Consider the following 20,143-nt stretch of genomic DNA (forward strand, 5'->3'; position numbering starts at 1 on the left):
GGCGGGGGTTGCGCCGATGCGGCGGCGCGGGGATGAACGGTCGGTGAACCTGGCACGGCGGAGGGGCAGTTCCCCACGGCCTCCGGTTGCATGCGAGGGTTGGCGCCACGAAAGGCGCCCCTGCCGAAGTTCCAGCCAAGGGGCCGATAACCTTACGTGTCCACTCTGGGCAGGGATCTACCGCGCAGCACGGACAAATGACGCACGCACTCATGCGAAAGGCCTGGCCCATGGGTATTCGGAGCTTGTTGCGCAAGGTGTTCGGACGGTCTACCGAACCGGTTCCGGATACGTCGGACGCCCCATCGGCGGCCGTCCCGAGTCAGACGGAACGTACGCCCATGGACTCGGCGGCCGAACTGGTCGCCGCGTCCTTCGACAACCCCACTGTTCCCCCGCAGTCCGCTCCGCGGGACCGCGAAGCCGGCACCGTGATGACGGCGCCGGCCGTCCCGGAGGCCCGCCGCCCGGCGCCTTCGGCCGGTACGGGAGGCCCGGCGGAGCCCGCCGCCGAGCCGACGCCTGAGCCGGAACCGGCGCAGACGCCGGCCACGGCCGAGGCGGAGCCCGTTGCGGCCGAGGCGGAGGCGGCACCCGCCGAAGCGGTTCAGGAGCCGGTCGCGGCCGAGGCCGCACCCGAGGTCGTCGAGGCCGAGGTCGTTGAGGCCGAGCCGGTCGCGGCGGAGCCCGTGGCCGCCGAGGTGGAGCCCGTGACGGCCGAGGTCGAGCCCGTAACCGCCGAGGTCGAGCCCGTGACGGCCGAGACGGTGGACGAACCCGCCACCGAGGTCGCGCCGGAGCCGGTCGCCGCCGAGCCCGCGCCCGAGGCCGCACCTGTCGCGGTGGTGGCGGTCGAACCCGAGCCGGAGCCCGTCGCCGCCGAGCCCGTCGCCGTCGTTCCCGAGGCCGTCGTTCCCGAGGCCGCACCCGTGGTCGAAGCCGCACCCGTCGCCGCCGCCGAACCCGTGGCCGAGCCCGCCCCCGAGGTCGAGGCCGTCGTCGAACCGGTCGTCGAACCCGTCGTGGTCGAGCCCGCCCCCGTGGTCGAGGCCGTCGTGATCGAACCGATCGTGGTCGAGCCGGAGCCCGCCGTTGCCGAGGCCGCACCCGTGGTCGAAGCCGAGCCGGTCGTCGCCGAAGCCGCCGCCGAACCCGTGGTCGAGCCGGTCGCGGTCGAAGCCGAGCCCGTCACCGCTGAAGCCGAAGCCGAAGCCGAAGCCGCACCCGCACCCGCCGTCGAGGCGGTCGTCGCCGGGGTCGGAGGGCCGGCCGTCGCGCTCGCCGCCGTCAAGCGGCGGGCCGCGTCGGTCGCCGGGGCGTACAAGGCCGCCGGTCAGGTGCTGCGCGCCAAGGGGAAGGCCGGGGCGCGCGCCAAGGTGTACCTCGTACTGGACCGGTCCTTCTCGATGCGCGGGTTCTACAAGGACGGCAGTGCCCAGCACCTCGCGGATCACGCCCTGGCCCTCGCCGCGCACCTCGACGAGGCGGCGACCGTGCACACGGTGTTCTTCTCCACGGACGTGGACGGCACCGCCGACCTCACCCTTGACGGTCACGACGAGGCCTGGGTCGAGGCCCGTCACGCCGAACTCGGCCGCATGGGCCGCACCAGTTACCACGTGGCCGTCGAGGCCGTCGTCGAGCGGTACCAGAAGGACGGCGGCACGGGCCCGGCCCTCGTCGTCTTCCAGGTCGACGGGGCCCCCGACAACCGTCAGCCCGCCCGGCAGGCGATCATCGCCGCCGCCGCGCACGACATCCACTGGCAGTTCGTCGGCTTCGGTGACCACGACAGCAAGGGCTTCGACTTCCTGCGCAAGCTGGACGCCGAGAACGCCGGCTTCTTCCACGCGGGGCCCGCGCCCCGCGAGCTGACCTCGGTGGCCCTGCTCAAGGGACTCCTCGACCGCTTCTAGGTCGACCGGCACGTACGAGAAGGCCGCCGCCCCCGGTACCCCCGGGGGCGGCGGCCTTCTCGCGTACCCGTCCCATCCGGGCCGTGGAGGCCCCCGGTGCGCCCTGCGACGCCCCGCGGTCCGCCGGGGACACGGCCCGGCCGTGGACGCCCGGGAGCGCCGTGTCGAGCCACAGGGACACGGGGACACGGGAGACACGGGGGCGCAGGAACGCAGCCCCGCAGACGCCTACGGAAAAGGGCGGCACCCCCGGACATCCGGGAGCGCCGCCCTTCCGCACACAAGCCGCACAAGCCGCACAAGCCGTACGAGCCGCCGCACAACCAGCAACCAGCACACCGCGCGGGCCCGCGCAGGGCCTGCCGGTTCCTACTGGTGCTGCTTGACCGACTTCTCGACGGGCTCGGTCTCCTTGGCCTCGACCGGCTTGCGCAGCGCGATGTTCAGCTCGCGCAGGCGGGTCTCCTCCAGGACGGTGGGCGCGCCCATCATCAGGTCCTGCGCGTTGCCGTTGAGCGGGAAGGCGATCGTCTCGCGGATGTTCGGCTCGTCGGCCAGCAGCATCACGATGCGGTCGACGCCGGGGGCGATGCCACCGTGCGGCGGGGCGCCGAGACGGAACGCGCGGAGCATGCCGGCGAACTCGCGCTCGACGGTCTCGGCCTCGTAACCGGCGATCTCGAAGGCCTTCAGCATGACCTCGGGCTCGTGGTTGCGGATGGCGCCGGAGGACAGCTCGATGCCGTTGCAGACGATGTCGTACTGCCAGGCCAGGATGTCCAGCGGGTCCTTCTCCTCCAGGTCCTTCATGCCGCCCTGGGGCATGGAGAACGGGTTGTGGGAGAAGTCGATCTTGCCGGTCTCCTCGTCCTTCTCGTACATCGGGAAGTCGACGATCCAGCAGAAGCGGAAGACGTTCTCCTCGAAGTGGCCCGCGCGCTTGGCCGCCTCGACGCGGACGCCGGACATGATCTTGGAGACCTCGTCGAACTCGCCCGCGCCGAAGAACACCGCGTGGCCGGCCGCGAGGCCCAGACGCTCGGTGAGGACCTTGACGTTCTCCTCGGTGAGGAACTTGGCGATCGGGCCGGTCAGCGCACCGTCCTCGCCCACGCGGACCCAGGCCAGGCCCTTGGCGCCGAGCGAGATCGCGTACTCGCCGAGGCCGTCGAAGAACTTGCGGGGCTGCGCGGCGGTGTCCGGGACGGCCAGCGCGCGCACGTGCTTGCCGGCGAACGCCTTGAACTCCGAGCCCTCGAACACGTCGGTGATGTCGACGAGTTCCAGCTTGGCGCGCAGGTCGGGCTTGTCGTTGCCGTACTTCAGCATCGACTCGCGGAACGGGATCCGCGGGAAGGGGGAGGTGACCTCGCGGCCGTTGCCGAACTCGGTGAAGAGCTCGGTCATCAGGCGCTCGATCGGCTGGAAGACGTCCTCCTGCTCGACGAAGGACATCTCGACGTCGAGCTGGTAGAACTCGCCCGGCGAACGGTCGGCGCGGGCGTCCTCGTCGCGGAAGCAGGGCGCGATCTGGAAGTACCGGTCGAAGCCGGAGATCATCAGCAGTTGCTTGAACTGCTGCGGCGCCTGCGGCAGGGCGTAGAACTTGCCCGGGTTGAGGCGGGACGGGACGACGAAGTCACGGGCGCCCTCGGGGGAGGTCGCGGTGAGGATCGGGGTCGCCATCTCGTTGAAGCCGAGGGCCACCATCTTCGAGCGGATGGAGGCGATGACGGCCGAGCGCAGCATGATGTTGCGGTGCATGCGCTCGCGACGCAGGTCGAGGAAGCGGTACTCCAGTCGGCGCTCCTCGTTCACCCCGTCGTCGGTGTTGATGGTGAAGGGCAGCGGGGCGGACGCGCCGAGCACCTCGACCTCGGAGACCTCGATCTCGATGTCTCCGGTGGGCAGCTCCGGGTTCACGTTGTCCGCGCCACGGGAGAGGACCTTGCCGTCGATGCGGACGACGGTCTCTTTGGAGACGCTGCTCAGGGCCTCGTTCGCGGCGGTGCCGGGGCGGGCCACGAGCTGCGTGATGCCGTAGTGGTCACGGAGATCGATGAAGAGGATGCCGCCCAGGTCTCGACGGTTGTGCAGCCAGCCGCTCAGCCTGACGTCGGCGTTGACGTCGGAGGCTCGGAGCTCGCCGCACGTGTGGGACCTGTACCGATGCATCAGTCATCCAGTTCTTCGCGATACCAGGGTGGATTCAACCGTCCCCAGGTTACCGCCCGGGCCCCGGCCGCGCGGGCGGGCCCGGGGCGGCCCGGTCCGGCGGCCGTGTGGCCGCTCGCGGCGGGGGCTCGCGGGCAGGCCCCGGGCCCGACCCGGGAGGGGTGCGGGGTACGGCCGACAGGCGGGTGCGGGGGACGGCCGGGAGGCGGGGCCGGGGACCGTGAACAGGCACGCCCGGATCATCACCTGTAAAGATGACCGAGTGCGTACCGAGGATGTCCTGGCCGCGATCGCGACCGGCCTGTGGCGATGGGACAACGGATCCGGGACCGTCACGCTCGACGGCGAGGCCGCCCGGCTGCTCGGGCTGCCCCCGGAACACGTCGTCCTGCCGGAGGTCGCCGTACGGTCCCGGTTCCACCCGGTGGACTGGAACGAGATCAACGGCATCGTGAACCTGGCCGTCGCCGAGGGCACCCTCGCCGAGGCCCGGCTGCGGATCATGGACGAGGACGGGCGGGTGCTGCGCACCGTGCGCAGCCGCTCCAAGCCCGTGGAGAACCGCGCCGCTGACGGCCGGGTGGACTACGAGCTGATCGGCACCATCCAGGAGATCGCCGAGCCGCAGCCCGGCACCACCGCCGTGCACACCCCGATCACCGGGGACTGGCGGCGCTCCCGCGAGGCGTTCCTGCTGGACGCGGGCCGGGCGCTGGCCGAGGCACGGTCCACGGCCGAGGTGCTGCGGGTGGCGGCGTCGCTGTCGATGCCCGGGTTCAGCCCCGACGGGCTGGCCGTCTTCGGCCTGGCCGGCGACCGGCTGTCGATCATCGGGCACCACGGGCACGGGCCGGATGCCGAGGGGCCCTTCGCGGAGATGCGGCTGGACACGGACTATCCGGCGGCGGAGGTGGTGCGCACCGGGCGGGCGATCTACCTGCCGTCCCCGGAGGACTACAAGCGCCGCTTCCCGGCGACCTGGCCCCTCGCCCGGCACTTCGGCCGGATCTCCTGGGCCTTCCTCCCGCTGATCGTGGCCGGGCGAACCATGGGTGCCTGGATGGCCGCGTTCGAGCACCCGGTGTCCTTCTCGCCGGACGAACGGTCCGTGCTGACCACGGTGGCCCGGATGCTGGCCCAGGCCCTCCAGCGGGCGGGCGTGGCGGAGTCCGAGCGGGAGCTGACCACCGGCCTCCAGCGGTCGATGATGCCGCAGCTCGGCCCGGAGATCCCGGGCATGGCCCTCGCCGCCCGGTACGTCCCGACCGGCGGCGGGCTCCAGGTCGGCGGCGACTGGTACGACATGATCCCGCTGCCGTCGGGCCGGTTCGCCCTGGTCATCGGGGACGTACAGGGCCACGACGTACGGGCCGCCGGGCTGATGGGGCAGTTGCGGATCGCCGTGCGGGCGTACGCCTCCGAGGGCCACCGGCCGGACGCGGTGCTCTCGCGGGCCTCGCGGTTCCTCGCCGGACTGTGTTCCACCCAGGACACGGCCGACTCGGCGTCCTCCGACGACACCGACTTCCTCAGCCCGCGCTTCGCGACCTGCCTGTACGTGGAGTGTGACCCGCGCACGGGAACGCTGGAGGTGGCCCGCGCCGGGCATCCCGAGCCCGTGGTCCGGATGACGGACGGCACCGTGCTGATGCGGTCCACGGCGGGCGGGCTGCCGCTCGGCATCGTCCCGGACACCGACTACCCGACGACCCGGTTCACCCTCGAACCCGGCGAGACGATGATGTTGTGCACCGACGGGCTCATCGAGACCGGCGGCCACGACCTGGACACGGGCTGGGCCCGGCTGCGGGCGATCCTGGAGGCCGAGACCCCGGACGACGGGACCCCGGACGCCGACGGCATGGCGGCCGGGCACCTGGAGAAGCTGGCCGACCTGCTGGTCCAGGCCGTGCACGGGCCGTCCTCGCACCACACCACCGGCCCGCTGGCCGATCGGTGCGAGGACGACATAGCCGTGGTCCTGCTGTGCCGCGAGGGCGTGGGCTGCGGCTGCGGCACCCCGCAGACCCACCCGGCGCCACCGTCCCGCCGCACCCTGCTGACCGTGGCGCAGGCGGAGCCGGCCCGGATCGCGGGAGCCCGGCAGCAGATCCGGGAGCTGCTGCACGACTGGGCGGACTCCGAGCAGGTCGACTCGGCGGTGCTGATGGTCTCCGAGATGGTGACGAACGTACTGGTGCACACGGACGGCGACGCGGTGCTGGTCGCGGACGCGGTGGGCGAGCCGGGGACCAGGCGGCTGCGCGTGGAGGTGGCCGACTCCAGCGACGAGTTGCCGCACAAGCGGCACCCGGGCGAGATGGCGTCGAGCGGACGCGGGGTGTTGCTGATGGAGATGCTCGCCGACGCGTGGGGCGTCGACCCGCGCGGCGAGGGCAAGTCCATCTGGTTCGAGCTGCGCGAGCAGTCCAAACCCGACCCGGACGCGGCCCCCGGCCCGGACCCGGACACGGACCCCGGCCCGGACTCGGACACGGGCCCCCCGCCCCGGCCGTGAGCGACCGGACGGGACGTCGCGCCTGGGCCGTCTCCGGGCGTGGTTGGATGCAGCGGTGTCGACTCCGCTGCTCCCCGAGCCCGTCCGGCGGCTGGCCGCCTGGTGCGCCGTATTCCTGCTCGTCGCCGGCGTCGTCGCGGTGCTCGTCTGGTTGTGCGTCACCTTCCGGACCGCCGTGACGCCCGCACTGCTCGCCCTGCTCGGGACGGCCCTGCTCGGTCCGATGCACCGGCGGCTGATCCGCATGAAGGTCAACCGGTCGCTCGCCGCCGCGCTGACCTGCCTCGCGGTGGTGGCGTTCGTCGGCGGGGTCTCGTACGCGGTCACGCTCGCGCTGATCGAGACGGGCGATCAGATCGTCGCCTCGCTGCGGCGCGCCGGCGAGGACCTCGCCCGTCACTTCGGGGCGGCCGGCACCTCGTTGGAGGACCTGGCCAAGAACGCGCGGGACCTGCTGACCAAGTTCGGCGGCACGGCCGCCTCCGGCGTGATCGCCGGCATCAGCGTCGTCGGCGAGTTCATCGGCACCTCGGTCCTGTCACTCCTCCTGATCTTCTTCTTCCTGCGGGACTCGGACCGCGCCGCCGGCGCCCTGCGTTCGCTGGGGCCGCGCGCGGCCGGCGACACCGTGGAGGCGATGGCCCGGCGGGCGTTCCAGGCCGTCGAGGGATTCATGCGCGGGACCACCTTCATCGCCCTGATCGACGCGGTCTGCATCACGGTCGGCCTGCTGGTCCTGCGCGTGCCCGGCGCGTTCGGTCTGGGCGCGCTGGTCTTCGTCGGCGCCTACATCCCCTACCTGGGCGCGTTCCTCTCCGGCGCCATCGCCTTCCTCGTCGCCCTCGCCGACCGGGGGTGGGTGATCGGCCTGTGGGTACTGGGCGTGGTGTTCGCCGTGCAACTCCTCGAAGGCCACGTGCTCCAGCCGATGATCCAGAGCCGTACCGTGCAGATGCACCCGGCGGTGGTCATGCTCGCCATCACGGCCGGCGCGGGCGTGGCCGGGATCCTCGGCATGCTCCTCGCCGTCCCCCTCACCGCCGCCGCCTTCGGCGTCGCGTCGGAACTCCGCACCCGCTACGGCACCCCGCCCACCCCGAACCACGGGACGAGCCCGGCCTGACGCACTCCGGCCCGCCGGGCCCGCCACACGCCCCGGCCCGCCGCCCCTCCGCCCCGCCGCACCTGACGAACACCGGCACGACACCGCGCGGGGCGGCCGTCAGCGACGGAGGGTCCCTCTTCGCATCGCGGCGGTACGCGGATCAGCCGCCGACCACGCCGCCACTCCCGTCCGAGGAGCACTTCCGGGCGGCGACCTGGAACGTGGTCGTCCCGTACGTCGACTGATCGGCCACCGACAACTCGACCTTCGCGGTGGCCGGGTCGGGGTCCGGGTACGAGGCGAAGCCGTTCTCGCGCACGCACGCGCTGAACTTCTTCGCCTTGGCCACCGCCTCGGCCGTGGCCGGCGGGGCCGGTTCGACACCGGGAAGCAGATCCACGCACTTCGCCGCCGCCTTGGCCTCGACGGCCGCGTCGAACTTGTCCTTGTCCACCCGGAGCTGGTCGTCGTCGCGCTTCTCCAGCGCCACGCCGTTCGATTCGAGGCAGCGGTAGTAGGACTGCTCCTGGGCGCTCGGCGGGGGTGACTTCGCCGCCTCGGGTGAGCCTCCTGAACAGCCGGAGACGAGAGCGGAGGTGAGCAGCGCCACCGCCGCGAATCCGAGCGCGGCCGGACGAACGAGCATGGAGACTCCGATGAGCGTACGAAGGGAGCGGGCACGGGGGCTCCGGTCTCGCCCGGCGGATCCGCCGGAGGCGGACCGGGCACGAGCCTGCGGGAGCCTGCCGGCAGAGCGACCAAAGAATAGGTCGCGAAAACAGTCGCGTCCACCGCTTTGCAGGGGAGGGACAGTCCAGCTCAAGCCATGATCCAACGCCACTGCTTTCCGGCAATCCTGAGAGTCAATTCAGGCCATGGAAAAGAGACTTGAACATGAATCGGGTCCGACTCGCCGGCACCGCACACGACGAAGACGCCGCCCGGGATCCGGGGGCGCCTTCGTCGTGGGGTGACCGCGTGGGGCGGTCGGTCAGCGGGTGCGGGCCGTCGTGGGGACGGTGCCCAGGCGGCCGGCCTGGAAGTCGTCGAACGCCTGCTGGAGTTCGTGCTTGCTGTTCATGACGAACGGACCGTAGTGCGCCATCGGCTCACGGATCGGGCGGCCGCCGAGCAGGACGACCTCCAGGTCCGGGGCGTTGGAGTCCTGGGACTCGTCCGCGCGGACGGTCAGGGAACCGCCCTCGCCGAACACCGCCGTCTGGCCCTTGTGGATCGGCCGGCGGTCCTGGCCGACCGAGCCGCGCCCGGCCAGGACGTAGGCGAGGGCGTTGAAGTCCTCGCGCCACGGCAGGGTGATCTGCGCGCCCGGGGTGATGGTCGCGTGGATCATCGTGATCGGGGTGTGGGTGATGCCGGGGCCCTCGTGGCCGTCCAGTTCACCGGCGATCACGCGGAGCAGCGAGCCGCCGTCCGGGGTGGACAGCAACTGCACCTGGCCGCCGCCGATGTCCTGGTAGCGCGGGGGCATCATCTTGTCGGTGGCCGGGAGGTTCACCCACAGCTGGAGGCCGTGGAAGAGCCCGCCCGAGACGACGAGGGACTCCGGCGGGGCCTCGATGTGCAGGAGGCCCGAACCGGCGGTCATCCACTGGGTGTCGCCCCCGTTGATGACTCCGCCGCCGCCGTTGCTGTCCTGGTGGACGAAGGTTCCGTCGATGAGGTACGTGACGGTCTCGAAGCCGCGGTGGGGGTGCCAGGGGGTGCCCTTCGGCTCGCCCGGCGCGTACTCCACCTCGCCCATCTGGTCCATCATGATGAACGGGTCGAGGTACTGGTAGTTGATCCCGGCGAACGCGCGGCGCACCGGGAACCCCTCGCCCTCGAAACCACCCGGGGCGGTCGTGACGGCCAGCACCTTGCGGGCGGCGGTCTCCTGGGCGGGCTCCGCGACGCGGGGGAGCGTCAACGGGTTCTCCACAGTCACTGCAGGCATGGTCGGAACCTCCTTCTGGCGTCGAGTTTAGTTGAAACTCGAACTTTCTGCCACACCCCGCAGAACAGCGCGCCACCCGATGTCATTCCCGCGTCAACCCCGAGCCCCTGACCTGAGTCTTTCCACCGGGCAGAGGACGAGGACCGACCGAGGGGGCCACCGCGTGGACGACATCGACTGGAACAGCAACCAGCACACCGAGAACGTCGGCAGCGACGAGCGCGACGAGCGCCGCACACCGTCCGTGCTCTCCGCGCTCCTCTGGTCCCTCGCCACCGCGGCCTGCCTCTTCGGCGGCGGCTACGCCGCGTTCCGCTGGGCGTCGACCGGCATGCCGCTGTCGCCGCAGCCCGGCTCCCCATGGGCGTACCTCGCCACCTGGAGCGCGTTCTGCTTCGTCGGCTGTCTGCTGCTCCGCTGGGCCTCGGTCACCGAGGACGGCGAGGGCACGGGCTACGTGGCCCTGATCGTGGCCTTCGCCGGCCTCCGGCTGAGCCTGGCCCACCGCCCGGACCTGAGCGAGCTCTGGGCCTGGGCCGTACCCGCGCTCCTGCTGGGCACCGCCGCCGCCCTGGCCTGGCGCCGCCGGACCCACCGCGCCCGCGCCGATCGCACCTGAAACCGCGCCGCGCCCGAACCGGTTCGTGCCTGAACCCGCGCCCGTGCCCGCACCGGGTCACGCCCTGACCGGGAAGCACCCCGAACCCGAACCGGTACGCGTCGCACCACGCCCGAACCGGTACGCGACCGCCCCGCGCCCGAACCGGTAAGCACCCGAGCCGGTACGCGACCGCCCCGCGACGACGCCGGCCCGCCCCGGCGGTGCCGGGACGGGCCGATGCGAGGTGCGGGGAGGGACGTGTGCCGCGTGGGGAGGGCCGGACTAGCCGTACATCCGGCGCATCGCGAAGTCGACCATCTGCTCGACGGCCTTCGCGTCGAACACCATCCGGTGGTCGCCCTCCATGTCGAGGACGAATCCGTAACCGGTCGGCAGCAGATCGATCACCTCGGCACCGGTGATCACGAAGTACTTGGACTCCTTGCCGGCGTACTGGCGCAGTTCCTTGAGCGTGGTGAACATGGGGATCACCGGCTGCTGCGTGTTGTGCAGCGCCAGGAAGCCCGGGGTGTCACCGCGCGGGCAGTAGACCTTGGAGGTCGCGAAGATCTGCTGGAAGTCCTCGGCGGACAGCGACCCGGTCGTGAAGGCCCGTACCGCGTCGGCGAGCGACGGCGGCGAGGGCTCGGGGTACAGCGGCGGCTGCTGCGCGTAGCCCTGCTGGGGCGGGGGCTGCTGCGCATAGCCCTGCTGCTGGGCGCCCGGAGTCTGGTCGTAGCCGTACATGCGGCCCACCCTACCGAGCGCCCGACGCCGTACCCGCCGGTACCGGCCACCACCCTGTCAGGCGGTGAGGCCTCCGGCCTTCAGGGCCTGCACGAAGGGGGTCCACGCGATGGCCGTCACGATCACGGCCGGGCGCCGGCGGTCTTTGGTGTCCCGGACGGGGATGAGGCCGGGCAGGTTGTCCGCCACCTCGACGCACAGCCCCTCAGTGGCCGTGCTGTAGCTGCTCTTCCGCCAGGCTGCTGCGCTCACGTCGACGCGCATGGGTGCCATTTGCGTACTCCTCCGCTGCTGTCTCGATCATCTTCAAGGACACCTTGGGGGGCAGAGCTGCTGCCCGAAGGCGGTTGTAAGCCTGTTGGTACTGCGTCACGATGCCGGGATCATCGATGATCTGACCGCTGTACAGGCCCTCCGTGTACATGACCGGAGGAGCGTCGCTGAAGCTCATGAGGAACGTCGATCCCATCATGAACGGGTGCGCTCCGGCGTTACACGGAAGGATCTGTGGAACGTAGCGACGACGGCGAGCCACTGCCGCAATGTGGGCCAGCTGTTCGGCCATCACATCGTCCCTGGCGATGGGGTACCGAAGAATCGACTCATGGAACACGACCCAGGACACCGGCCCTTCGGGCTCCTCGATGGCCCACGAGCGGGCGCGCCTTGAGGCCACTTTCCGCTGCACGATCGTCTCGTCGTCCGTGGGATTGAACGCGTGGATGATCTCCCGGATGTAGGGCTCCAGTTGCAAGGGCCCGGGGAGGAGCATGGGACTCCACTCCTCGATGTCCCGTGCATGGGCCTCCATTTCCACGGCGTCCGCGAAGTAGGGCGCGTACACGTTCGCCCTTGCCTTGCGCACGTCATCACAGCGCCGGGCGAAGAACCCGTCCGTTTCCAGTACCCGGTCAACGTGCCGCGCCAGATCCAACGGCATGCGCCGGTGCCCGTGCTCGATCTCGCTCAAGTAGCTGGCCCCGTAGAAGCTGCCGTCAACCATCCGCTGGAGCGTGAGGCCCGCCGCCTCCCGTTTGTAGCGCAACTCCTTCCCGTAGAAGGCCGGGACACTGGCTGAGCCGTCGATCTCCTTGCGCTTGCCCACTGTCGGAGCCCGCCTTTCACACCTCGCGCCGTGGAGCCGGAAACCATTCCCACGGTACGCACCCCAACCCCACTCTGTGAGGGCTTCGTCACACTCCGCACAGGAACGGATGCCCCCCATGAGCGACCACGCCGGCGACCGCCTCGCCATCGAGGCACTGACCGAGCTCCGCAGCGCGCTGATCGCGCACGGGATCACGCTCCCCTCCCTCGACCTGCACCTCCCCTCCTACGCCGCGACCCACCGCACGCCGCCCCTGCTCACCCTCGGGCCCTGCAACCCGGCCACCGCCCGCGCCCTCGCCGCCGCCCTGAACCGGGCCCCGCGCCGGTGAGGCCGTTCCGTGCCGGGGTGCTCGCGCTGCCGCAGGAGCTGTCGGCGTTGCGGCGGTCCGTGCGGGCGCACGTGGACGCACCCTGTCACGACCTCCAGCTCTGCGTGAGCGAGCTGGTGGGCAATGTGATCGCGCACGTCGGCGAGGGCACCCCCGTGACCCTCGCCATCACCCGCACGGCCGACGGCCGCACCCGGGTGGAGGTCAGCGATCCCGACCCCCGCGTGTGGCCGGTCCTGCGCCGGGCGACCGACGAGGACGAGGGCGGTCGGGGCCTGGCCGTGCTCGACGCCGTCGCCGCCCGCTGGGGCGTGCGCCCCGGCCCGTACAGCGGCAAGACCGTCTGGGCCGAACTCCCGCCCCCGCAGCTCCCGCACCCGTAGCCCGCACAACCCCACGCACCCCCACGCACCACCCCCCGGACCCGCCCGAGGCCCCCGATCCCGGCCCCGCACGGGTCTGGGATTCCGGCGGCACTCCAGTCACTCTGGCTTGATGCTGGTCACAGTCACCGGTAAGGGGTTGCTTGTTATTACCGACGGGTAGCATCATGACGTTACCGATTGGTATGTACGAGGAACCTGTCTCCCCGAGCCTTAACGGAGCCGTCGCCATGGGGCACTACAAGTCGAATCTCCGCGACATCGAGTTCAACCTCTTCGAGGTGCTCGGCCGCGACAAGCTGTACGGCACCGGCCCGTTCGGTGAGATGGACACCGAGACCGCCAAGACCATCCTCAGCGAGATGACCAAGCTCTCCGAGAACGAGCTGGCCGCCTCCTTCGAGGACGCGGACCGCAACCCGCCGGTCTTCGACCCGACCACGAACACCGCTCCCGTCCCGGCGTCCTTCAAGAAGAGCTACAAGGCCTTCATGGACTCCGAGTACTGGCGCCTGGGCCTGCCCGAGGAGATCGGCGGCACCACCTCGCCCCGCTCGCTCATCTGGGCCTTCGCCGAGACGATCCTGGGCGCGAACCCGGCCGTCTGGATGTACTCCTCCGGTCCGGCGTTCGCCGGCATCCTCTACGAAGAGGGCAACGAGGCGCAGAAGAAGGTCGCGGAGATCGCGGTCGAGAAGCGCTGGGGCTCCACCATGGTCCTCACCGAGCCGGACGCCGGCTCGGACGTCGGCGCCGGCCGCACCAAGGCCGTGCAGCAGGACGACGGCTCCTGGCACATCGAGGGCGTCAAGCGCTTCATCACCTCCGGTGAGCACGACATGGAGGAGAACATCCTCCACTACGTCCTCGCCCGCCCCGAGGGCCACGGCCCGGGCACCAAGGGCCTGTCGCTCTTCCTCGTCCCGAAGTTCCACTTCGACTGGGAGACCGGCGAGCTGGGCGAGCGCAACGGCGTCTACGCGACGAACGTCGAGCACAAGATGGGCCTCAAGGCGTCCAACACGTGCGAGATGACCTTCGGCGACCAGCACCCCGCCAAGGGTTGGCTGATCGGTGACAAGCACGACGGCATCCGCCAGATGTTCATGATCATCGAGTTCGCCCGCATGATGGTCGGCACGAAGGCCATCGCCACGCTCTCCACCGGCTACCTGAACGCCCTGGAGTACGCCAAGGAGCGCGTGCAGGGTCCGGACCTGGCCAACTTCATGGACAAGACGGCCCCCAAGGTCACCATCACGCACCACCCCGACGTGCGCCGCTCGCTCATGACGCAGAAGGCGTACGCCGAGGGCATGCGCGCCCTCGTGCTGTACACCGCCTCCGTCCAGGACGAGATCCAGGTCAAGCAGGCCGCCGGCGAGGACGCGTCCGCGCTCATCGGCCTGAACGACCTGCTCCTGCCGATCGTGAAGGGCTACGGCTCGGAGAAGTCGTACGAGCAGCTCGCGCAGTCGCTGCAGACCTTCGGTGGCTCCGGCTACCTCCAGGAATACCCGATCGAGCAGTACATCCGGGACGCCAAGATCGACACCCTCTACGAGGGCACCACGGCGATCCAGGGCCAGGACTTCTTCTTCCGGAAGATCGTGCGCGACCAGGGCGCCTCCCTGAACGTGCTCTCCGAGACGATCAAGAAGTTCCTCGCCGAGGCCGTCGGCGGCGACGACCTCGCCCCGGCCCGCGACGCGCTCGCCAAGGCCGCCGTGGACCTGGAGGCCATCGTCGGCCAGATGATCGTGGACCTCACCGCCACCGGCGAGGACGTCAAGAACATCTACAAGGTCGGCCAGAACACCACCCGCCTGCTGATGGCCTCCGGCGACGTGGTCGTCGGATACCTGCTGCTCAAGGGCGCGGCCGTGGCCGCCGAGAAGCTGGCGACGGCCTCCGCGAAGGACGTCCCCTTCTACACCGGCAAGATCGCCGCCGCGAAGTTCTTCGCCGCGGAGATCCTCCCCGGCGTCTCGGTCCAGCGCGCGCTGGCCGAGTCGGTGGACAACACCCTCATGGAGCTCGACGAGGCCGCCTTCTAGGCCCCGAGGCACCCCACAGCTGTACGCGGTGTACGTACGCGGCAACGGCCGGATCCCGTCACGGGGTCCGGCCCGCGCCGTTTTCACGGGGCCGTTCTCCCGTTGTCGGTCGTTCATGGCACGCTCGTAGGCATGAGCCCACAGGATCAGCACGGCAGCAGGGGGTACTCCGTCCCGACCGGGCGGCCGTACGCCCTCAAGGAGCTGCAGGCGACCCTGGGCAGCCTCGGCGACCACATGCGGGAGCTGTACGACGGCGCCCACCCCGCCGAGTACGACGGCGTCGCCGACGCCCTCTACATCGCCTTCCAGACGGCGTCCGGGCTGGCGCCCGCCAAGAGCTACACCGGCTGCCCCGAGCACCCCAACGGCGCCCTCGACCCCGAGGCCCCCGACGGCTGGGGCCGCTGCCTGATCTGCAACGACCGGCGGCGCCTCGGACTGCGCGGCCAGGGCGGCCGGCCCGCCGGCGCCGCGCCCGCCGCCGGGGAACAGCGCCGGCTCGGGTATCCCGTCCCGGACCCTCCGTACACCCATGACGCGCTGCGCGCCTTCCTCCGCACGATCGAGGACCGGCGCTTCCACCTGGGCCTCTCCTCCCCGCCGGAGGAGTTCGTGCGGATGGCGGACGACCTGCACCGCGCCTTCATCGTGGCCCGGGAACTGTCCCGGCCGCGGAACGCCTCGGGATGCTCCGAGCACCCCGGGGCGCCGATCGACCCCGACGCCCCGCCGGGCGAGGCCTGTATCTTCTGCGCCGGACGCAGAAGACGCGCGCAGCGACCGGCGCAGACCCCCGAGATGCTCCCGCGCATCCGCCGGGGTGAGCGGCGGCAGTTGCAGCGCAGATTCGAGCGTCCGCCGGGCTGAGGACCACGGGACCGCGGACCACACATCCCGCGCCGCCCCGACCCCTTGCCATCCGCCGCAGCCCGGCCAAGGCGAACACGACCGTCGTTAGGTGAACCACATGAGCTCTCCCACCCGCTTCGATCGCGGCCACACCGATGATCTGAAGACCTTCCTGACGGCGAGTCCGTCGCCGTACCACGCCGTGGCCAACGCCGCGGCGCGGTTGGAGGAGGCAGGGTTTCGGCAGGTGTCGGAAACGGACGCCTGGGACGCGGGATCGGGAGGCAGGTTCGTGCTCCGCGGCGGCGCGATCGTCGCCTGGTACGTGCCGGAGGGTGCCGCCGCGCACACCCCGTTCCGCATCGTCGGCGCGCACACCGACTCCCCCAACCTGCGGGTCAAGCCCGTCCCCGACATGAGTTCCCAGGGATGGCGTCAGATCGCCGTCGAGGTCTACGGCGGCCCGCTGCTCAACACCTGGCTGGACCGGGACCTCGGACTGGCCGGGCGGCTGACGCTGCGCGACGGCACCGAGCGCCTGGTGAACGTGGACCGCGCGCTGCTGCGTGTCCCGCAACTGGCCGTGCACATGGACCGGTCGGTGAACGTCGACGGCCTCAAGCTCGACAAGCAGCGGCACATGCAGCCGATCTGGGGTCTGGGCGAGGTCCGGGAGGGCGACCTGATCGCGTTCCTGGAGGAGGAAGAGGGCCTGCCGCAGGGCTCGGTGGCGGGCTGGGACCTGATGGTCCACTCCATCGAGGCGCCCTCGTACCTGGGCCGCGACCGCGAACTGCTCGCCGGACCGCGCATGGACAACCTGATCTCGGTCCACGCGGGCGTCGCGGCGCTGGCGGCGGCGGCGCGCTCGGACAAGCCCCTGGACCACATCCCGGTCCTGGCCGCGTTCGACCACGAGGAGAGCGGCTCGCAGTCGGACACCGGCGCGGACGGCCCGCTCCTGGGCAACGTGATGGAACGTTCGGTCTTCGCGCGCGGTGGCACGTTCGAGGACCGGGCGCGGGCCTTCGCGGGCACCGTCTGCCTGTCCTCGGACACCGGGCACGCCGTGCACCCCAACTACGCGGAGCGGCACGACCCGACGCACCACCCGCGCGCCAACGGCGGCCCGATCCTCAAGGTCAACGTCAACCAGCGGTACGCGACGGACGGCAGCGGACGGGCGGTCTTCGCGGACGCCTGCGAGCGGGCCGGGGTGCCGTGGCAGACCTTCGTCTCCAACAACTCCATTCCCTGCGGCACGACGATCGGCCCGATCACGGCCGCCCGGCACGGCATCCAGACCGTGGACATCGGCGTGGCGATCCTGTCGATGCACAGCGCCCGTGAACTGTGCGGCGCGGACGACCCGTTCCTGCTGGCCAACGCCTTGGTCGCGTTCCTCGAGGGCTGAGCGCCCCCGCTCCACGGCCCCGCCCCGGATCCGTCCGGGGCGGGGTTTTTTGTCGTGCGCCAAGACCCTAGAAGAGCTAGGTTGCAACCTAGAAGCCCTAGGAAAGGTTGCGGCACCATGCACGTCCACACGCTCAAGGTCCCCGGCGCCACCCTCCGTTACGAGACCCGCGGCTCCGGCCCCGCCCTGCTGCTCCTGCCCGGGGGCGGCGCCGACGCCGCCGTGTGGGACCCCCTCGCCGACACCCTCGCCGACCACTTCACGGTCGTGGCCCCCGACCCGCGCGGCACCACGCGCAGCCCGCTCGACGGACCGCCCGAGGACCAGAGCCCGGCCGAACAGGCCGACGACGCGGCCCTGTTGCTGGCCTCGGTCACCGACGAACCGGCGTACGTCCTCGGCATCAGCGCCGGCGCGATCGTCGCCGTGGACCTGCTCCAGCGTCACCCGACCCTGGTACGACGGGTGGTGGCGCACGAACCGCCGCTGGTGGAGCTGCTGCCGGACGCCGCCGAGCAGCGGAGCTTCTTCGCCTCGGTGGTGGAGGCCCACCGCGAGCGCGGCGTCGAGGCCGCGATGGCCGTGATGGCGGCGGGCACGGGCGGCGGCGACGCCGGAGGCGGTACGGGGGGCGACGCCGCCGGCGGCGGCGAACGCCGCGCCCCCGCCGCGCACACCCCGCCGCCGCCCGAGGTGTTCCGGCGGATGTCGGCGAACGCGCCGTTCTTCCTCGAACACCAACTGCGCCAGTTCACCGGGCACCTGCCCGACCTCGACGCGCTCGTCCCGCACGCCGACCGGCTGGTCCCGGCGGCCGGCGAGGAGTCCCGCGGGCTGCTGCTTCGGCGCCCGGCCGAGGCGCTGGCGCACCGACTCGGCGTCGGACTCGCCGAGTTCCCCGGCGGACACGTCGGCTGCGTCGAGCGGCCGGCCGCGTTCGCGGACCGGCTGCTCGAGGTACTGCTGAAGTCCTGACCGGGAGGCCCCGGGCCCGGGGACGGACGTCCGTCCCCGGGCCCGGGCCTCGGATCAGTCGTCCATCCCGGCGAGGACCAGCGGCAGCCGGTCCGCGCCACCGGCGGTGATCTTCACCGGCACGCCCCAGTCCTGCTGGTGGACGTGGCAGGCCGGGTACTCGTTGGCCGGGTCGTCGTCGCAGGACGCCGCCATCGCCGAGACGTGCAGCACGCCCTCGGTGACGTCCGGGTTCCACTCCAGCTCGCGGAACAGGTCACTGCCCGGGCCCTCGCCCCCCGCCAACAGTTCCGGCGGGGTCGAGGAGACCAGCAGTCGGGTCGAGGGGCCGTAACGGGTGTCGAGCTTCTGCCCGCTCGGCGCCTGGAACACCACGTCGAGGCGGAGCCGGCCGGGGGCCACCTCGGTCGCCGCCCGCTGCGTGCGGTGCGCGACCGCGTCCACCCGTACCGCCTCCTCCGGCAGCCGCAGCCGGGTCAGCCGGTGCCGCGCCGACTCGACGACCACGATGTCCGAGCCGACCAGCACGGCGTCACTGGGCTCGCGCAGGTCCGTCGCCAGCGTGGTGACCTCGCCCGTCGCCGGGTCGAAGCGGCGCAGGGCGTGGTTGTACGTGTCGCAGATCGCGACCGAGCCGTCGGGCAGCGCGGTCACCCCGAGCGGGTGCTGGAGCAGCGCCTGCCCGGCGGGGCCGTCGCGGTGACCGAAGTCGAAGAGACCGGTGCCGACGGCGGAGGTGATCGCGTAACCGGTGTCGGTGCGGTGGACGTAACGCACCGCGCTGGTCTCGGAGTCCGCGATCCACAGCCGGTCCTCGGTGGCCGCCAGCCCGGAGGGCTGCGCGAACCAGGCCTCGGTGGCCGGCCCGTCCACCAGCCCCTCGTTGGTGGTGCCGGCGGCGAGCTCGACCGTGCCCGACTCCGGGTCCCAGGTCCACAGCTGGTGGACGCCGGCCATCGCGATCCACACCTTGCCCTGCCACCAGGCCACGTCCCACGGCGAGGACAGGTCCACTTCCAGGGCGTGACCGGAGGTGGGCGAACCCTGCCACCACTGCCGGCCGGTCCCGGCGACGGTCTCCACGACCCCGCTCTCCGGGTCGAAGGTCCGCAGCGCGTGATTGACGGTGTCCGCGACGACCACCCGGCCATCGGGCAGCAGCGCGAGGCCCTGCGGCTCGCTGAAGGCGTCCGGCCCGAAGCCGCGCGAGCCGCTGCCGACGCGCCGTACGACGCTCTCCCCGTCCGGGGCCAGCTCCACGAGCTGGTGCCGCGTCGAGTCGGACACCAGCAGGTTCCCGGAGGGCAGGACGAGCGCCTTCCCGGGGAACCGCAGGTCGCTCGCCACGGGCTCGGGCGCCACGTACGGCCCGTCACCGCGCCGCAGGGTCCCCTTGCCCTCGTGCTCGGCCTCCAGCTCCTCGACCAGCCGCTCGATGGCGTGGGCGTGGCCCTCGCCGGCGTGCTGGGCGACGATGTACCCCTCGGGGTCGATCACCACGAGCGTGGGCCAGGCCCGGACGGCGTACTGCTTCCAGGTGGCCAGCTCGGGGTCGTCGAGCACGGGGTGGTGCACCCCGTAGCGCTCGACGGCGTCGACGACGGCGGTGTGCTCGGCCTCGTGCACGAACTTCGGCGAGTGCACGCCGATGATCACCAGGGTGTCCCGGTGCTTCTCCTCCAGCTCCCGCAACTCGTCGAGCACGTGCAGGCAGTTCACACAGCAGAAGGTCCAAAAATCGAGAACGACGATGCGTCCTCGCAGGTCGGCAAGGGTGAGCTCCTTGCCTCCGGTGTTCAGCCAGCCGCCCTTGCCGATCAGCTCGGGGGCACGGAGTCGGGCACTGCGGCGGGGCGCGGGGGTGGGCGCCGGGACGGCATCGTTCATGCTTCAAGCTTGCCATCCTGATATGAACGCGGGATCACACGCGCACGGCGGCGGACCGCCCCCGCCCGGGAACACCCGCGCGGGTGACGACGGGGCGGGGCCCTCCGTGGCACGCTGGCC

General features: G+C 71.6%; 17 protein-coding genes. 10 read left to right on the forward strand and 7 right to left on the reverse strand.

From position 1 onward, the window contains the following. Positions 1-341 precede the first annotated feature (341 nt). Positions 342-1,916: a VWA domain-containing protein gene (locus ACFYW3_RS18525; protein WP_389386791.1), complete on the forward strand. Its 1,575-nt coding sequence runs from the start codon at positions 342-344 to the stop codon at positions 1,914-1,916. Positions 1,917-2,285: 369 nt separating this feature from the next. On the opposite strand, the gene aspS is transcribed toward ACFYW3_RS18525, so the two are convergent. Beyond that, entirely contained in the window at positions 2,286-4,091 is a 1,806-nt protein-coding gene (gene aspS, locus ACFYW3_RS18530) for an aspartate--tRNA ligase (protein ID WP_267797382.1), read from the reverse strand. 262 nt (positions 4,092-4,353) lie between these two features. Here aspS and ACFYW3_RS18535 point away from each other — a divergent pair, with 262 nt between their 5' ends. After that, entirely contained in the window at positions 4,354-6,609 is a 2,256-nt protein-coding gene (locus ACFYW3_RS18535; protein ID WP_389386792.1) for a SpoIIE family protein phosphatase, read from the forward strand. Positions 6,610-6,664: 55 nt separating this feature from the next. After that, positions 6,665-7,732 carry an AI-2E family transporter gene (locus ACFYW3_RS18540; protein WP_351760436.1) on the forward strand — a complete coding sequence of 356 codons (1,068 nt, stop codon included), beginning with the start codon at positions 6,665-6,667 and terminating at the stop codon, positions 7,730-7,732. Between the two features lie 142 nt (positions 7,733-7,874). Here the strand turns inward: ACFYW3_RS18540 and ACFYW3_RS18545 are convergent, their stop codons facing one another. Both ACFYW3_RS18545 and ACFYW3_RS18550 read right to left on the reverse strand, forming a co-directional pair. Beyond that, a complete protein-coding gene (locus tag ACFYW3_RS18545) occupies positions 7,875-8,360 on the reverse strand; it encodes a hypothetical protein (RefSeq protein WP_351760439.1) in 486 nt (161 codons plus the stop codon). 345 nt (positions 8,361-8,705) lie between these two features. Next, positions 8,706-9,668 (reverse strand): pirin family protein, encoded by a 963-nt coding sequence (locus tag ACFYW3_RS18550; RefSeq protein WP_053675668.1) that lies wholly within the window; start codon positions 9,666-9,668, stop codon positions 8,706-8,708. Between the two features lie 163 nt (positions 9,669-9,831). On the opposite strand from ACFYW3_RS18550, the gene ACFYW3_RS18555 reads away from it, so the two are divergent. Then, the gene (locus ACFYW3_RS18555) at positions 9,832-10,287 is read left to right on the forward strand and encodes a hypothetical protein (RefSeq protein WP_389386793.1); all 456 of its coding nucleotides are present in this window, start codon (positions 9,832-9,834) and stop codon (positions 10,285-10,287) included. Between the two features lie 264 nt (positions 10,288-10,551). Here ACFYW3_RS18555 and ACFYW3_RS18560 read toward each other — a convergent pair whose 3' ends face one another. From ACFYW3_RS18560 to ACFYW3_RS18570, 3 genes are read right to left on the reverse strand one after another with little or no spacing between them, the layout of a single operon-like run. Further along, complete coding sequence (locus tag ACFYW3_RS18560) at positions 10,552-11,016, reverse strand: SseB family protein (RefSeq protein ID WP_053675664.1); 465 nt, start codon at positions 11,014-11,016, stop codon at positions 10,552-10,554. A 57-nt stretch (positions 11,017-11,073) separates the two neighbouring features. Beyond that, positions 11,074-11,268: a DUF397 domain-containing protein gene (locus ACFYW3_RS18565; RefSeq protein ID WP_389386794.1), complete on the reverse strand. Its 195-nt coding sequence runs from the start codon at positions 11,266-11,268 to the stop codon at positions 11,074-11,076. Then, the gene (locus tag ACFYW3_RS18570) at positions 11,222-12,121 is read right to left on the reverse strand and encodes a helix-turn-helix domain-containing protein (RefSeq protein ID WP_389386795.1); all 900 of its coding nucleotides are present in this window, start codon (positions 12,119-12,121) and stop codon (positions 11,222-11,224) included. The genes ACFYW3_RS18565 and ACFYW3_RS18570 overlap by 47 nt, the downstream gene beginning before the upstream one ends. Positions 12,122-12,239: 118 nt before the next feature. Here ACFYW3_RS18570 and ACFYW3_RS18575 point away from each other — a divergent pair, with 118 nt between their 5' ends. The 6 genes from ACFYW3_RS18575 (at position 12,240) to ACFYW3_RS18600 (ending at position 18,136) form a co-directional block, all read left to right on the forward strand. Further along, positions 12,240-12,455: a hypothetical protein gene (locus tag ACFYW3_RS18575; protein WP_351760452.1), complete on the forward strand. Its 216-nt coding sequence runs from the start codon at positions 12,240-12,242 to the stop codon at positions 12,453-12,455. A 17-nt stretch (positions 12,456-12,472) separates the two neighbouring features. Continuing rightward, positions 12,473-12,838, forward strand: coding sequence for an ATP-binding protein (locus ACFYW3_RS18580; protein ID WP_389386796.1), 366 nt, complete (start codon positions 12,473-12,475; stop codon positions 12,836-12,838). A 230-nt stretch (positions 12,839-13,068) separates the two neighbouring features. Next, complete coding sequence (locus tag ACFYW3_RS18585) at positions 13,069-14,895, forward strand: acyl-CoA dehydrogenase (RefSeq protein WP_351372621.1); 1,827 nt, start codon at positions 13,069-13,071, stop codon at positions 14,893-14,895. Between the two features lie 132 nt (positions 14,896-15,027). Beyond that, positions 15,028-15,765 (forward strand): hypothetical protein, encoded by a 738-nt coding sequence (locus tag ACFYW3_RS18590; protein WP_351372249.1) that lies wholly within the window; start codon positions 15,028-15,030, stop codon positions 15,763-15,765. Positions 15,766-15,865: 100 nt separating this feature from the next. Continuing rightward, positions 15,866-17,161 carry a M18 family aminopeptidase gene (locus ACFYW3_RS18595; protein ID WP_053675653.1) on the forward strand — a complete coding sequence of 432 codons (1,296 nt, stop codon included), beginning with the start codon at positions 15,866-15,868 and terminating at the stop codon, positions 17,159-17,161. Positions 17,162-17,278: 117 nt separating this feature from the next. Next, positions 17,279-18,136 (forward strand): alpha/beta hydrolase, encoded by an 858-nt coding sequence (locus ACFYW3_RS18600; RefSeq protein WP_351760459.1) that lies wholly within the window; start codon positions 17,279-17,281, stop codon positions 18,134-18,136. A gap of 54 nt (positions 18,137-18,190) precedes the next feature. Here ACFYW3_RS18600 and ACFYW3_RS18605 read toward each other — a convergent pair whose 3' ends face one another. Then, positions 18,191-20,023 carry an NHL domain-containing thioredoxin family protein gene (locus tag ACFYW3_RS18605; RefSeq protein ID WP_389386797.1) on the reverse strand — a complete coding sequence of 611 codons (1,833 nt, stop codon included), beginning with the start codon at positions 20,021-20,023 and terminating at the stop codon, positions 18,191-18,193. Positions 20,024-20,143 lie beyond the last annotated feature (120 nt).

This window comes from Streptomyces sp. NPDC002602 (assembly GCF_042889445.1).
Lineage (GTDB): Bacteria > Actinomycetota > Actinomycetes > Streptomycetales > Streptomycetaceae > Streptomyces.